Source organism: Candidatus Nitrosotalea sinensis (assembly GCF_900143675.1).
GTDB classification, from domain to species: Archaea; Thermoproteota; Nitrososphaeria; order Nitrososphaerales; family Nitrosopumilaceae; genus Nitrosotalea; species Nitrosotalea sinensis.
In genome coordinates, this window is sequence record NZ_FRFC01000003.1 from 59,024 (window position 1) to 74,221 (window position 15,198).

Here is a 15,198-nt window from a genome sequence, read left to right on the forward strand (position 1 = left end):
TTATAGATGCCACAAACTGCAATTTCATTGATGCGCACCTTTGTTGCTGTGGAGATTCAGGATGACAGTATTCTTGATGCAATTGCCAAAATTCAATCAGAGTTTAAAATCAAGGCAACCGCTGTAAACAAAAAAAATATGCACTTTACATTGCTTTTTCTTGGAGAGATAACTGAAGAGGCTGCAACAAGTGTAAAAAATGCCTTGTCTACCATTTCGTTCAAGCCAATTGAGGTAAAGTTCACCCATGTTGGGGCATTTCCAAATTCCAGGTCTCCACGAGTCATATGGATTGGAGTTGATGATGTGTCGGCATCCCAGCTTGTAGAGCTTGCAGTTCAGGTAGAGAAAAAACTTGGGCCGCTTGGATTCAAGTCTGACAAGCCATTTAAGGCACATCTTACAATATTTCGAGTAAAAAACAGAATAGATGACATCTCAAAGACAATTGAGAGGTTCAAGGATGTGGATCTTGGAAAGCACACCATCACAGAATTAAAGTTCAAGCAAAGCATCTTAACCCCTAGTGGACCGATATATTCTGACTTGCAGGTGGTTTTAGCAAAATGAGAAACGTACTAGATCAGGCAAGAAAGATTGCCATTCCTACAAGGCAGGAAGAAGAAAAGATAAGAAAAATCGCAGAGGAACTTGTGGAACTTGTAAAAAAGGAGGCGGCAAAAAATTCCGAAGTTACTGAAGTTGAGCTTGGAGGTTCATATGCAAAAGGGACTTGGCTCAAGGGAACTTTAGACCTTGATATCTTTGTCAAGATAAAAAAAGAGATTCCCGTGGAACAGTTTGAAGCTATTGGGAAAAAAATTGGCTTCGATTCCATGAAAAAATTTTCCCCATATGTAAGATATTCAGAGCATCCGTATGTAGAGGCAGAGATTAGAAATACAAAGGTGAATGTTGTACCATGTTATGACGTAGAGATAGGACAATGGAAAAGCGCTGCAGACAGATCATCATTTCACACTAGATTCATACTTGAGAAGTTAGATTCAGAAAAGAAAAACGAAGTTAGGTTACTCAAAAAATTTCTTAGAGGTGTTGACATTTACGGTGCAGAAATTGCCAAGGAAGGACTTGGAGGGTATGTCTCAGAAGTTTTGATATATCACTATGGAAGTTTTATCAAGGTGTTGGAGGCTGCTGCCAACTTTGCGCACGGCCAGGTGATAGGAAATCCAACTAAAAAATTTGATACTGCATTGGTATTGATAGACCCAATAGACAGCAATAGAAATCTTGGTACTGCAATATCGCCACAAAATTTGGGCAGATTCATACTTGCTGCAAGAGCATATCTAAAAAAACCATCACTTGAATTTTTCAATGGTAAAAGACAAATACAGAATTTACAAAATTTACGAAACACGCTTGTAGTCAAGTTCAACTACAAGTGGAGAAGTCCTGACATAATTTGGGGACAAGCTAAAAGGGGTGCAACTGCACTTGCAGTGCAGCTGGAACTTGGGGGATTCCAAGTATTGCAGAAAGGCGCAATAGTAGACGAAAAATCAGAGGCTGCAATGCTATTTTTGCTACATTCTACAACAATTGAAAAGTTCATGGTCAAAAATGGCCCAGATGTATTCCGAAGACCCGAGTCAGAGAACTTTATTTTAAGAAATTCAAAAAACAAGCTTACCTGGATTGATGACAATGCAAAAATTTTGTCGTTGCAGCAAAGAGAGTTCCATGATGCAAAAAAATTCCTCCAAGCATTATTGAAGAAAAATCTCTCAAAGGCAGGCATCCCAAATGGAATTGATGCAGACATGAAACGCGGCTTTAGCGTAATAGAGGGTCACAGGGTTGCAAGCAAATCCATTAAAAAGGCGCTGGCAGAGTTAACCTCTACCAATGAACTCATCTTTGGTTCCAGCAAGTAAGCTTGTCAGAGAGCCATACTCTCTCATACTAGGGTACCCAAAGGCTACAAAGGGAGAACTTGCAAAAAGACATGCAGAACTGAAAAAACTCGGTATTTCTGGAATTTTGTTTGAGGGACCAACAATGCTTGGTAAAATTCATGTCTTGGGCAAGGGATACGTGGGAGTTGTAGTTATAGCAAAACTTGGCAAAAAATATGTTGCATTAAAGATTCGCAGGACAGATTCCAGCAGACCTGAGATGAAAAGCGAAGCAAGGCTGCTAAAGATTGCAAACAAGGCAGGAGTTGGCCCAAAATTTGTGTCAACAAGTAGAAATTTCATGGTTATGGAGTACATTCAAGGTCAAAAGATAACTGATTGGGTAAGAGACCTAAAGGGCAAGGGAAGTGCTGCAAAACTAAGATCTGTCATAAAAAATGTACTGGAGGATTGTCACACATTGGATACTATTCATCTTGATCATGGAGAGCTGAGTTACATCCACAAGCATGTCATTGTTGGAAAGTCCCCATGCATAATTGATTTTGAGAGCTCCAGTACAAACAGGAGAACCTCCAATGTTACTGCTGCAACCCAGTCAATATTCATAGGATCTGCTCTTTCAAGTATTGTCAAAAACATCATCAAGATACCAGACAAGAAGAAAATGATAGGCCCTCTCAAGAAATATAAGCATGATCAGTCACGGGAAAACTTTGAAGACATACTAGACATGTTGGGGCTGGACAAGAATTGAGTGTCCAGGACATAAAGACAAATGCGTTAAAAATTTCACTTGCGGTTATACTTTCTGCATTTGCAGTAGAATTTTTGATAGGAGTTTATTCTAACAGTCTTGCACTTGTCACAGACAGTGTACATGCCATACTTGATTCCATTGTAACCATGGTCTTGCTTGTAGCTACCAAGTGGTCTACCAAGCCACCGGACAGAGAACACACTTATGGCCATGGAAAGATTGAGACGATGGGTAGCTTTGTTGCAGGAATTATAATTCTTGTAATATCATTATTTTTTGTCTACGAATCCATTTCAAGATTCTACGAGCCAAAGCCAGAAGTTTTGCCAGGAGTTTTAGCAATTATAGCCGCAGTATACGCACTAGGGTCCATCTTCTTTAGGATACTAGTGCTCAAAAGGGCTCTTAAAAAAACAGATGGCTCTTCACTAAGAGTAGACCTGTACCATGCCCTCATGGACATGGGAGCAACCAGTGTAGCATTGGTTGGAATTGTATTTGTCATGATAGGATTCTACCAAGGTGACTATGTTGCAGCGTTAATCCTAGGAGGTTTGCTTGCAGTACTAAGCCTGAAGCTTATCCATCAAAGCGGCCTTGAGTTGACTGATGCCGTACCTGTAAGCATGGTAAAAAAAGTACAAGACATAGTCAATAACACTGCAGGTGTAATGAAAACAGAGTCAGTTCAGATACGCAGATCTGGTAGCGATATATTCACAGAGATTACCATATCACTTTCTGCCGCGTCAAGTTTTGAAGAAGCTCACAAAATTAGTGCCAATGTAGAAAAAAATATCAAAAAGGCAATTGCAAATTCGAATGTAACTGTACACTTTGAGCCAACATGGAAAGATGTTCCCGCCGATTACATGATAAACAAAATTGCATCTTCAGTACAGGGTGTGCGCGGCATTCACAATGTAAGTGCATTTTCGTCAGACAATGGAATATTCATAAGCTTGCACGTGATGGTTGACAGAAACATGTCGCTTGAAGATGCACATGGGGTATCAGATGAGATAGAGGACCAAATAAAAAAATCAGTTTCGAACATAAATCACATAACTATTCACTTGGAACCATATGTCTCAATTCCCCAAAGCATTCCGGTAGAAGACATTACAATAGAAGAACAAGTTAAAGAAATCATAAAGAAATATCCAAAAGTGAAGAAAATTGGCCGAGTGATTACATTACATCTACAAGACATATTCAAAGTTGATATTGATTGTTCTTTTGAAAAAAATCTTACCATTGAGGAAGTGCATGACATAGTATCAGACATGGAAAGCCAAATTAAAAATCAAATAAAAAATGCGGTAATTACCATACATCCAGAGCCTATCTAGACATGAAAAAAGACGATCCAATATCATTTCTAAGAAAGGACCAAGCATTGGCAACCATAATTGACAGAGTGGGTGAATACAAGCTAAAGAAAAAAAATCACCACTTTGCAGTACTGGTAGAATCAATAATTTCTCAACAGCTTGCAACAAGCGCAGCAGATGCAATCTTTAAGAGATTCAAGGAACTTTATCCTAGTTTTCCAACTGCATCGGAGGTTCTTGCCACAAGAAAATCAAAGCTTCGCAAAATTGGCCTTTCAGGTATGAAGATAGAGTACCTAAAAGATCTGGCAAGACATGTAGACGAAGGAATACTGGACATGAGTTCACTTTCAAAGATGAGTAATGAGGAAGTAATATCCCAGCTTACCCAAGTAAAGGGAATAGGCAGGTGGACTGCAGAGATGTTTCTTATCTTCTCACTTGGAAGACAAGATATCTTTCCTGTAGGTGATCTTGGGCTGAGAAAAGGCGTCCAGTTGTTGTTTTCATTGCCTGAGACTCCAAAACCAAGTGAGATTGAAGAGATCGGCCAGGGATGGAGACCCTATAGGACTGTTGCCACTTGGTATCTTTGGAAGAGTCTGCAAAAATTTGATAATGTTTGATGATACATTGTTGCAACTTTAATTATGCATGACTTGGTATGATATAACAAAATGGATTTTGATGGAATATTACAACTAGTTGAGAAGGATCGTCAGAGATTCAAAGAATGGTTAGAAGAATCTGGAAATCTTACATTAGAGGAACTAAATGCAGGGTATAACAAATGGCTAGAACACTATAACACAACATATGCAAAATATAAGGACCTAGAAGCTGACAATGATGCAAAAAATATTTCATTGTTAGCTGCAAAATTGATGTATTTTAATGACCTGACAAATTTTGCGATGCATGCACTTACCATCTACACTACAAGACTCAAAGAAGAGTACGATGCGCTAAAAAACAAATCAAGACTGAACATCAAGAAAAATCAAAAAAAGGAAAAACGAAAACATGACAATTGAGAAAACTAGAACTATTAATGATTATGTTAATTTATAATATAATTTATCACTGATAATAATCTAGTAATAAAGTGTCTCATTTTACATGAAATATAGAGTATCTTAAATATCAATTTTAAGAAAATGTCCTTCAAGAATATTATTACTGCAGATAGATAATAACAAACTAAATGTACTCGTCATGAATTTTATGTTTAATTATTAGTAAATGAATAAAACAGATATTGTTTGAAGAATTGATTAAGCAAGCAGAGAAGCTTTTAGATATGAATGTAGGAGATAATTTGAGATTAACTAGCATTATTGAGAGATTGAAAAAAGGAAATGATTTGTATTTATCCGATCAGAAATATCTAGATGATTTAATTTCAAAGTATCTCTTCCTCACAGAGGAACTAGATGAACAGGCCTCTAATATACAAACATCTCATTCGAATGATGATGCTATTTCAATTCTGAGAGAGAGACTTGCAAGAGGAGAGATAACAATAGATGAGTTTAACACATTACAAAAAACACTTGATGCAAGTGAATCTGAAAAATCCAAAGATATGCTAAAAGAAATTACAGAGAAATTAAACAAGGTGCAAGAGGAGCAAAATGTTCAAGAAACAATTCAAAGCGAAGGGTTGAATCAGAATACCGCATTAGTTCTTTCTCTTGTCTTAGGGTTAATTGGACTTCAAGGAATAGGCCACATTTATGCAGGAAAAATTGGAACTGGTATTGCATATCTAATATTCTCACTAATTCTATTTGCATCTGGTTGGTCATTAGTATTATCACCGGGAGGAGTATTGGCGCCTATTGGATATTTCATTTTTTTGGTATATCTTATGATGTTCATCTTCCAAATTATTGGAGCTCGTAGAGCATGTTATGAATATAATTTAGAAATATATAGAAAATCAAAATATTCAATTAATAAATCGGCAGATTCTAACAAGTTGACATCATCAAAAAAGAAAAGGTTTTGACTATCAAAAAAGAAAATTTAGTAATATTTTCTAATCAAATAGATATTTGTTTAATATATGAATCATAAATCATACTAACAAAAAATGAGTAAAATATCACACTGCAAGCGATTAAGTATTGTAGTTTCAGTGTCTTATCGACGAAAGCAAGATGACTACTGTCCTAGAACACTTTCCAGAGGAATTCAAACCAAGAGAGATACAAAAGGAGATACTGCAAGGAATAGAACAAAAGATCAAATCAGGATACAAAACAATCATACTTTCTGCTCCTACGGGTGTTGGCAAGTCATTGATTGCAGCAACACTTGCACGATATTATGGTAGCTCATTCATAGTCACAGCATCAAAACAACTACAGGACCAGTACTCTAAGGACCTAAAATTTCTCATGCCTGTAAAGGGCAAGTCAAATTTCGCTTGCCTGAGATTGATGGAGCAGGAATCAATTGCCCTGTCAGATACAAAAAGTGCAATCCAGAGGAACCTTACATGTGAGAAAGGTCTATGCGAGGAGACAACCATGAAGGACGGAAAAAAGATCAGAGATGTATGCAGGTTCAAACCAAAACTTGGAGAACCGGAAGCTGTTACAGGTGACCTTTGCCATTATTATTCCCAAAAATATCGTGCATTGACATCACCACACTCCATCTGGAATTATGCATCATATTTTCAGTTAATGAAATTCAACAGAAAGTCATATTCTGAATATGTTACAAAACCAATAGCAATATTTGATGAGGCACATAAGATAGAGGACCAGATTATACAATTCATAGGAGTAGACATTTACAACATCTATCTTAACGAGTGTGGCATAAATCCAAATGCATATGATTTGACTGAAATTGGCATGATAGTGCAATTACTTGATGATTTGGCGAGATCATATTCAGACCAGCTACGCAAGTTGCAAGAAAGCAGATCGTTTGCACTAAATCCTGATTATGTCTTGCTTGCAAAACTAGAATCAAGATATGAAAAGGTAGCAAATGCTCATGCAGAAATGTACTCTAACAAAAATAATTTTGTGGTAAACGATCCATTCAAAGATGAAAGAGGAAATTTCAGATCAGTTTCCATCAAGCCTCTTGACATTTCCAAGTATGTCAAGACTTTCTTTGACATAGAGCACCAGATTTTCATGTCTGCTACCATAGACAAAGACAGTTTTTGTGAGAACGCTGGACTTGAACCATCAAAAGTTGGATTTGTAGACACCCCCAGATCTCCATTTCCTCCAGACAAGAGAAGAATCAATTTCCTAAATACAAGAAAACTAAGCTATTCATCTAGCAAAGACGATGAACTTGCAGTCATAAAAAAAATTGATGACATATTATCTCAGCATGACTCTGAGAGAGGCCTGATACTTACTTCTTCAGAAAAGAGATGTGCTGATATCAAAAACAATCTTTCTGAGAAAAATAGACGCAGAATAAGAATATGCCACAGTAGAAATGAGAACGGTATGACACAAGATGAGGTACTGCAGGAACATTCTCGCGATGAGAATGGTGTTTTGCTTTCATCATCATTGTGGGAAGGAGTAGATCTCAAAGATGATCTGTCAAGGTTTCAGATAATAGCCAAAGTGCCATATCCAAACTTGAGTGAAAAACGAACTAAAATCAAGATGCAAAAGTTTCCCTTGTGGTACAAATCACAGACATTAACAAAATTGCTTCAAGGATTTGGCAGATCTATTAGAAACGAAGAGGATTGGGCAGTAACATATGTTCTTGATTCAGCTGCAAGCGACTTGCTGCTCCTGTCAAAATCAATGATTCCAAAATCATATCATGATGTATTGGGATTTCCAAGATACCAACCATGATACATGTAAATTTTCATCATACATCAAAAAGGACGCAATGGGAAAATTAGCTGGCAACAGTGTGCACAGATTTGTCAGGCAAGTCAGTAAGAGTAAAGACAAATCTTGAACCCTCAAATTCTGTTGTGCCTTCTCTTTCCCAGTTTATCTTGTAGGATTTTATCAAATGGCCACCCACTATGGAAATTGTTTGTGGTACTTGTTCGAAGAGCTTCTCAACTTTGTTCTTGTCTCTAGTCATAAGTAAGGATCTACGCCTCTTCATGAGGTACTTGATTGCAACATTCTTGTGTTGATGCCCTTCGACCTCGATCTTCTCGTTACCAAGATCGATAGTGAATTTGCGTTTTCCCATGAGCTGGCTATGTATGTAATTCTACAAAAAATGGGTTTGACAACTTGGCATTAGCAAGTGGATTGGAAATTATGACAAAAAACTGGTGGGGCCGGCCGGACTTGAACCGGCGACCTCTAGCACCCCAGGCTAGCATCATAACCAAGCTAGACAACGGCCCCTAAAGGTGCTGGCAATTATCCAAATTATTAAATTGTAGGATCTAAATTGTTGTCAAGAAATTTGAATAAAAATCTAAAGCCACTTTTTCAATCGATCTTGCTCAAACTTTTCTTTTTCTGCAAAATGTTCCGGTGTTGCAGATTTTAATTCAGTAAGAGGATCAGGCGTTGCAAACATGTCAACCTGAATGTATCCTGCTATTCTCTTGCCAGTTTCAAGAAAACATCCTCCCTTGCCATCAAATTTATCATGCTCTAGTTCGTGTTTTATTTGTGAGATGATATTTCTTGCAACAGTTATTCCTTCTGTCTCTGCAAAAATTCCTGCTTTTGGTACAGCAATTTTATCAGTTACCATTATCTGATTTACATCTCCAATTGCATAGACTCGGTCATAGTTTGTTTTGCATGTCTTATCTACTGACACAAACTTGCCAATTTCTGCAAAACCAGATTCGATAACAACTGAAGGAATCTTGTGTGGAGGAACAGAAATCAGTATATCAAAATTGGTTTCACCATTTTCAAATTTTATCTTGTTTGGTTCTACGGAAACTGTTTTGTGGTTTCCATGAAATTTTATCTTTTTAGATTCCAGTATTTGCAGTATATCTTCGCTAACTTTTGGACCGCCTGCTGGAAGTGTTATAGGGGTGGGGCTGTAAAAATCCATTTGAACTGCATCACTAGCACCAGTCTCTTCAAGTACTGACCTTATCAAAAGAGCTGCCTCAAATGGTGCAGGAGGGCATTTGTACGGCAGACCTGTGATTGCCATCACAATCTTACCTGATTTCATATTTCTTATTGTGTCACGTATTTTTGGAACATCATTGATATCATAAAGAATAAAGCCATTTTCCTTAAGGCCTGGGATCTGTTCAGGTGCAAGCTCTACCCCAAGTGCAATGATGAGATAATCGTAATGAAATTGTCTGTATTTTGTTCTAACTGCCTTGTTTGTAGGATCTATTTTCAATACAGCTTCATTTACAAATTCAATTCCTTTTTTTGTTACATTTTCCAAGGATCTTTTTGAAGATTCGAAATTTCTTGTGCCGTTGATTATCCATAACTTGACAAGGTCCATCATGAACCAATCTTTTTTGTCAATAATTGTAATTCTTGTATCTTGTGTGAGATTTTCGCGCAATTCATTTGCAGCAGCAAGACCACCAAATCCCCCGCCCAAAATTACAATGTTTATCGGTCTCAAAAGAGCAAAACCCTATTTTTCTTGTGTAGTCGGTCTTATAGTGATCTCATTTACATTCATGTGAGGCGGAGACTGGAGTGCAAAGATTATTGAATTTGCAATGTCTTCAGCCTTGAGAGATTGAATTGTTTTAGAGTGTTTTACAAATGATTCAAGAGACTTGTCAGTGATGGTATTTGTGAGTTCTGTATCTACAATGCCAGGTTCTATTGTTGTTACTCGAATATTATTTCTGACAGATAATTCTTGTCTAAGACCTTCACTAAATGCCCATACTGCAAACTTGGTTGCACAGTAAACACTGCCAGCAGGAAAGACAACTCTTCCTGCAATTGATGAAATATTTACTATATGACCAGAATTCTGTTTTATCATGTGAGGAATTGCGGCAGATGTACAGTACATTACACCCTTGATGTTTACATCAATCATTTGTTCCCATTCGTCTATCTTTAGATTTTTCACAAAGCTTAACGGCATCAGGCCGGCATTATTTACCAATATGTCTATTTTGTTCCATTTTTTTATTGCAGCATTTACTAAATTTTCACAATCACTACGTTTTGTAACATCACATGATACTGAAATGCATTCTCCACCAATTTTTTCAATTTCTTTTTTGAGATGTTCTAGTTTTTCAGATCTTCGTGCACCAATTGCAACCTTTGCGCCTGCCTTTGCTATTGCAAGTGCAGTGGCATATCCAATTCCGCTGCTGGCACCAGTTATTACAGCTACTTGATCTTTTATCATAATTAGAACTATTTTTCATCATGCAGTATTGCGTAAATAAGTTTTATCAATTAATTCTCAAGTATCTTTTATGACTAACACTAATTTAGGATCGCAGACGAATACAACTATGGAACAGTTTGACTGTGCTTATTGTGGTGAAAAGCAAGACTTGCCTTTTGAGTGTAGTTATTGCAAAGACAAGTTTTGTGCAGAACATAGACTTCCAGAGGCCCATCGATGTGTCAAGTTGTTTCAAATACGATCAAAAAAGTTTGGAGAGAAAAAGATCCAAAGAACAAAAGGGATCGGAAGGCAAAGTTTCATCAAGAGAATTTTTGGAAGATTTTAACTAGTACAGTGCTTTTTGTGGATCAAGTTTTGATCGTCTTGCCTGATAAAATAGCGCTATTGCAAGTGCAAGAAGTACCCCAGCTGTAAGCCAATGTGCAACATGCATTGTAAGATATGCAATACCAAAGCCTACACACATTACTGCCTGTGTGAGAAGCTTTACCCAATTTGCAATCTTTACCATCCTGCATATCATTTCAATAATAAACAGGCCTGCAACAGGGTACAGGATAATCTCAAAGTAGACGTCTAGGTCTATTCCATTATGCATGCAATTTTACAAAATCAATTGGTCTAATTTCTAGTCTTCCCAGCTTACCTTTATTGCCACTTTTTTACTAATCAGAGAGAGAGCATTTTCAAATGGTAGCGTAGCAACATCTTCTGCGTCAAATGGTCCATATGATTGCAGATCAGTTCCCATTATCTGATCTATGGGCTTGAGAAATCGTACAACAATTGATCGTGCCCTATGGTTTTCTCCCACTGTCTCAAGAAGTTTCAATCTTCCATTTAATGTGGCAGATAGAACTGTATCTTTTCTTTGTCTCATCTCATCTTCAGAGTCTAGAACAAATCTTTCCTCATCAAGAAGATTAGAATAGTCAATATCATCTAGAGATGTAGCTTTTTCAATTCTTATTTTCAAAAGCAATGTAGTCATTTCATTTATCATTTTTACAAGTGATTCAGTAATTTTTGATTCAATTCCATCATAATCATGATTCTTGATGTTGCCGAGAAATTCTGCAATGTTATGATATAGTTTAGGATCTACCTCTTGAACCGTATCGTTCTCTATTTCACGAAGAAGAGTGGCATACAATGAATTTACATCAATTTTTTTTGTTTCCGACATTTCCATACCCAACAATACTTAAATCATAGACCCCTTTGTGTTATGATCAAGGTGCAAAATTGCCATATAAAGTGATTGGTGGAGAGCCAGTACCGATTTCTTATTCTGCCGAAGATGTTTTCTCAAAAATAAAGCATGATCAGATAAAATTTATCGATTTACAGTTTACTGGCCTTAGAGGAAGGTTCCATCATACAACAATTTCTGCAAACCTGTTTACTCCACAACAAATGCAAGATGGACTTCCCAAACTAGATGGTTCTTCAATTGTGGGATTTGCCTCAATTGAGGACTCGGACATGGTCCTCAAACCAGATCCAACTACTTTTGCAATAATACCTTGGATGGAAAATGCAAAGACTGCCAGATTAATCTGTGATGTATACTGGGGCAGGGACAAGGGAAGATTAGAGGCAGACCCAAGAGGAATTGCACAGAAGACGGAAAAATATCTAAAAACCCAGGGTTTTGACAACAGCTATTGGGGTCCAGAGGTAGAGTTCTTTGTATTTGATAAAATCAATTGGGATGTTTTGACTCCATACAAAGGTCAGTCATACTCAATCGAATCAAAGGAGGCACCATGGAGCCAGGACGGCAAGGGATATCCAATGGCACTAAAGAAGGGATACTATCCAAGCACACCAGCAGACACTCTTACAGAATTCAGAAATGACTGTGTTGAATGTCTCAATGAATATTTTGGAATCTTGTGCGATAATCATCATCATGAAGTAGCAACTGCAGGACAATGTGAGATAGACATACGATATGATACATTGACAAATGCTGCAGACGGCGCTCAGACATACAAGTATGTCATAAGAAATATTGCTAAAAAATACGACAAGGTTGCCACAATGATGCCAAAACCAATCTCAATGGATGCAGGTTCTGGAATGCACACAAATGTCAGCTTGTGGAAAGATGGCAAAAACATGTTTTACGATAAAGATGACAAGGAAGAGGTAAGTCAAACTGCAAGATACTATTGTGGAGGAATCATGAATCATGCAAAGGCGTTATCTGCAATTGTTGCACCTACAACAAACTCGTATCACAGATTGGTTCCGGGATATGAGGCACCAGTGTATATTGCATGGAGTCCAAGTAACAGATCAGCAATAATTAGAATTCCTTCACACTTCAAGGGAGAAAAATATTCTAAAATAAAGAGAATTGAATTTAGAGCACCTGATCCGTCATCAAATCCATATCTAGTATTTGCTGCAGTACAAGCAGCAGGACTAGATGGAATCAAAAAGAAGATGGATCCTGGAGATCCAGTGTATGAAGATATTTACAAGATGACCAAGGCTCAGAGAACTGCAAAAGGAATTGGAGACTTGCCTGCTACATTAGGAGAAGCACTTGATGAGTTAGAAAGTGATAGAAAGTTCCTCTCGCCTGTATTTTCAAATGAAACTGTGGACAAACTAATTGAGGTAGAAAGAGCAGATGATCATGAAGTTTCAATCAGACCTCATCCACATGAGTTTTATCTCTACTTTGACATCTAGATAGAAAAATTCAGTTACGTGTGTGTACAATTAGAAGAATCTGAATTTTAATGGCTAGACCTTGCCGATTGCGCCATACACAAGGAATAATGCCAATGATGTGATGGCAAGTCCTATTATGAGATAGGCTTTCTTGTGTCTGTCAGTAGTTGCTGCTTTGTATATTGATACTGTTCCTGCAAGACCTACAAAGAGAATCAATGTTCCAGATATTACTGGATCCCAGCTACCATGTGTGATTATAGGATAGAACATTCCAGAGAGCAATGCAAAGAATGCTACAAGATAGACATATCTTGCACCAGTTAGAATTTTGGTTCCACCCAACTGCATGAAATTTGTACTTGATATTAGTCAAATAAAGGTACTGTCAAAATTTAGGAAGAATGTGGAGAGTTTGTTATTACATATCCATAGGTGGCATACCCATACCACCCATACCGCCCATGCCTCCCATACCGCCCATTCCACCCATACCCATGCCTTCAGCTCCTGGTGGTGGTCCACCTGCAGATTTTGCGGTTGCGATAACATCATCGATTCTCAGTATCATCGATGCTGCTTCTGTTGCGCATGTAATTATCTGGATCTTGACAGAGAGTGGTTCAAAGATATCGCTTGCATGCATACTGGAAACTTGGCCCTTCATTACGTCTATGCCTGTCCATTTGTTTCCTTTGAGTTGCTTTGATCTTAATGATGCTAATGTATCAATTGGATCCATTCCAGCATTTTCAGCAAGTGTGATTGGGATAACTTCTAAGGAATCTGCAAATTTTTCTACTGCAAGTTGTTCTCTGCCTTCAAGTGTCTTTGCCCATTCTCGAAGCTTTGTTGCAGCATAAGTTTCTGGTGCTCCTCCTCCTGCAACTATCAATGGTTTTTCCATTACATCTTTTACAACCATTAATGCATCATGAACTGACCTTTCAACTTCATCTACAACTCTTTGTGAGCCACCTCGTAGAAGCAATGTTACTGCTTTTGGATGTTTACAGCCTTCAACAAAGACCCATCTGTCTGTCTCTACTTTTCTCTCTTCTACTGATTCAGCAGAACCGAGGTCTTTCTCAAACAAATCATCAAAATTGCTTATAATTCTGGCACCTGTTGCCTTTGCAAGTTTTGTCATGTCACTTTCTTTAATTCTTCTAACTGTAAGTATTCCAGCTTTTGCAAGATAGTGCTGTGCCATATCATCAATTCCTTTTTGGCAGAACAATACATTTGCGCCAGAAGCAATAACCTTGTCTACCATGTTTTTGATCATTTTTTGTTCTTCATCAAGAAATGATTTCATTTGTTGTGGGTTTGTAATATTTATTTTGGCATCAAATTCTGTCTTGTCTATCTCAAGTGCATTGTTAACTAGAGCAATCTTTGCATGGTCAATTCGCTTTGGCATTCCGCTGTGCACAATTTCTTTGTCAAGAACTATACCTTTGATGATGGCACAATCCTTGATAGAACCACCTGCTTTCTTTTCTACTTTGATGTCATCAATATCTACTAGGTATTGACCATCATCTTTCTTTTCTGCAACAGCAATTACAGATTTTACTATCATTTCAGCCAAGTTTGCAGAATCTCTTCGTACAAGCTTTGTTTGCATTGATGTTCTTGCAATTCTTTCAAGTGCATCCTTGTCTGTTGCAGATACCTTGTCTGCAATTTTTTCTAAAAGTTCTACTGCCTTTTGTGCAGCTTTTCTATAACCATCAACAATTATTGTTGGATGAACATCTTGTAAAATTAAGGATTCAGCATTTTCCAATAGGGAACCTGCAAGAACTACAGCAGATGTTGTTCCATCTCCTACTTCGTTATCGGTTGCTTTTGATATCTCCACCAACATTTTTGCAGCTGGATGTTGTACATCAATTTCCTTGAGTATTGTAGCACCGTCGTTTGTAATTGTAACATCTCCCAGTGAATCAACAAGCATCTTGTCCATTCCTCGTGGACCAAGACTTGAGTGAACAATTTCTGCAATTAATTTTGCTGCAGTGATATTGTTTTTCTGTGCATCACGACCCTTGGTCTGTTGGGCACCTTCTTTTAGAATAACTACTGGTATACCGCCAGCGGAAGACTGTATCGACATATTTGCAAAAGGCCGATTTTCCCTTATTATGTCTTATGAGATCAAAAGCCTTTACACTTCAAACAGATA

Annotated in this window: 17 protein-coding genes and 1 tRNA gene; 10 read left to right on the forward strand and 8 right to left on the reverse strand. The window is 37.6% G+C overall.

Annotated features, from left to right (window positions below):
- The first annotated feature begins 6 nt into the window (after positions 1 to 6).
- The 8 genes from thpR (at position 7) to NSIN_RS01890 (ending at position 7,828) form a co-directional block, all read left to right on the forward strand.
- The gene (gene thpR, locus NSIN_RS01855) at positions 7 to 570 is read left to right on the forward strand and encodes an RNA 2',3'-cyclic phosphodiesterase (protein ID WP_101009130.1); all 564 of its coding nucleotides are present in this window, start codon (positions 7 to 9) and stop codon (positions 568 to 570) included.
- Complete coding sequence (gene cca, locus NSIN_RS01860) at positions 567 to 1,901, forward strand: CCA tRNA nucleotidyltransferase (protein ID WP_101009131.1); 1,335 nt, start codon at positions 567 to 569, stop codon at positions 1,899 to 1,901. Before thpR ends, cca begins: the two co-directional genes overlap by 4 nt.
- Positions 1,873 to 2,640, forward strand: coding sequence for an RIO1 family regulatory kinase/ATPase domain-containing protein (locus NSIN_RS01865; protein WP_101009132.1), 768 nt, complete (start codon positions 1,873 to 1,875; stop codon positions 2,638 to 2,640). The genes cca and NSIN_RS01865 overlap by 29 nt, the downstream gene beginning before the upstream one ends.
- Positions 2,637 to 3,995 (forward strand): cation diffusion facilitator family transporter, encoded by a 1,359-nt coding sequence (locus NSIN_RS01870; RefSeq protein WP_101009133.1) that lies wholly within the window; start codon positions 2,637 to 2,639, stop codon positions 3,993 to 3,995. The genes NSIN_RS01865 and NSIN_RS01870 overlap by 4 nt, the downstream gene beginning before the upstream one ends.
- A 2-nt stretch (positions 3,996 to 3,997) precedes the next feature.
- The gene (locus NSIN_RS01875; RefSeq protein WP_101009134.1) at positions 3,998 to 4,603 is read left to right on the forward strand and encodes a DNA-3-methyladenine glycosylase family protein; all 606 of its coding nucleotides are present in this window, start codon (positions 3,998 to 4,000) and stop codon (positions 4,601 to 4,603) included.
- A gap of 51 nt (positions 4,604 to 4,654) precedes the next feature.
- Positions 4,655 to 5,011 (forward strand): hypothetical protein, encoded by a 357-nt coding sequence (locus tag NSIN_RS01880; RefSeq protein ID WP_101009135.1) that lies wholly within the window; start codon positions 4,655 to 4,657, stop codon positions 5,009 to 5,011.
- Positions 5,012 to 5,235: 224 nt separating this feature from the next.
- A complete protein-coding gene (locus NSIN_RS01885) occupies positions 5,236 to 5,988 on the forward strand; it encodes an SHOCT domain-containing protein (RefSeq protein ID WP_101009136.1) in 753 nt (250 codons plus the stop codon).
- Positions 5,989 to 6,139: 151 nt separating this feature from the next.
- A complete protein-coding gene (locus NSIN_RS01890) occupies positions 6,140 to 7,828 on the forward strand; it encodes a helicase C-terminal domain-containing protein (RefSeq protein ID WP_101009137.1) in 1,689 nt (562 codons plus the stop codon).
- Positions 7,829 to 7,874: 46 nt separating this feature from the next.
- Here NSIN_RS01890 and NSIN_RS01895 read toward each other — a convergent pair whose 3' ends face one another.
- The 4 genes from NSIN_RS01895 to NSIN_RS01910 all read right to left on the reverse strand — a co-directional run bounded on the left by NSIN_RS01895 (position 7,875) and on the right by NSIN_RS01910 (position 10,313).
- Complete coding sequence (locus NSIN_RS01895; protein ID WP_101009138.1) at positions 7,875 to 8,183, reverse strand: hypothetical protein; 309 nt, start codon at positions 8,181 to 8,183, stop codon at positions 7,875 to 7,877.
- 83 nt (positions 8,184 to 8,266) lie between these two features.
- Positions 8,267 to 8,344 (reverse strand) — tRNA-Pro (locus NSIN_RS01900).
- Between the two features lie 73 nt (positions 8,345 to 8,417).
- Entirely contained in the window at positions 8,418 to 9,560 is a 1,143-nt protein-coding gene (locus NSIN_RS01905) for an NAD(P)/FAD-dependent oxidoreductase (RefSeq protein ID WP_101009139.1), read from the reverse strand.
- A gap of 12 nt (positions 9,561 to 9,572) precedes the next feature.
- Positions 9,573 to 10,313, reverse strand: coding sequence for an SDR family oxidoreductase (locus tag NSIN_RS01910; protein WP_101009140.1), 741 nt, complete (start codon positions 10,311 to 10,313; stop codon positions 9,573 to 9,575).
- A gap of 109 nt (positions 10,314 to 10,422) precedes the next feature.
- Between NSIN_RS01910 and NSIN_RS01915 the strand changes: the two genes are divergently transcribed.
- Positions 10,423 to 10,644, forward strand: coding sequence for an AN1-type zinc finger domain-containing protein (locus NSIN_RS01915; protein WP_101009141.1), 222 nt, complete (start codon positions 10,423 to 10,425; stop codon positions 10,642 to 10,644).
- On the opposite strand, the gene NSIN_RS01920 is transcribed toward NSIN_RS01915, so the two are convergent.
- Complete coding sequence (locus NSIN_RS01920) at positions 10,645 to 10,917, reverse strand: hypothetical protein (RefSeq protein ID WP_101009142.1); 273 nt, start codon at positions 10,915 to 10,917, stop codon at positions 10,645 to 10,647. It abuts the gene before it with no gap.
- A 30-nt stretch (positions 10,918 to 10,947) separates the two neighbouring features.
- Entirely contained in the window at positions 10,948 to 11,505 is a 558-nt protein-coding gene (locus tag NSIN_RS01925; protein ID WP_101009951.1) for a DNA replication complex subunit Gins51, read from the reverse strand.
- 59 nt (positions 11,506 to 11,564) lie between these two features.
- Here NSIN_RS01925 and glnA point away from each other — a divergent pair, with 59 nt between their 5' ends.
- The gene (glnA, locus tag NSIN_RS01930) at positions 11,565 to 13,025 is read left to right on the forward strand and encodes a type I glutamate--ammonia ligase (RefSeq protein WP_101009953.1); all 1,461 of its coding nucleotides are present in this window, start codon (positions 11,565 to 11,567) and stop codon (positions 13,023 to 13,025) included.
- A gap of 54 nt (positions 13,026 to 13,079) precedes the next feature.
- On the opposite strand, the gene NSIN_RS01935 is transcribed toward glnA, so the two are convergent.
- A complete protein-coding gene (locus tag NSIN_RS01935) occupies positions 13,080 to 13,358 on the reverse strand; it encodes a hypothetical protein (RefSeq protein WP_101009143.1) in 279 nt (92 codons plus the stop codon).
- A 70-nt stretch (positions 13,359 to 13,428) separates the two neighbouring features.
- Positions 13,429 to 15,129 carry a thermosome subunit beta gene (gene thsB, locus NSIN_RS01940; protein WP_101009144.1) on the reverse strand — a complete coding sequence of 567 codons (1,701 nt, stop codon included), beginning with the start codon at positions 15,127 to 15,129 and terminating at the stop codon, positions 13,429 to 13,431.
- Between the last annotated feature and the right edge of the window lie 69 nt (positions 15,130 to 15,198).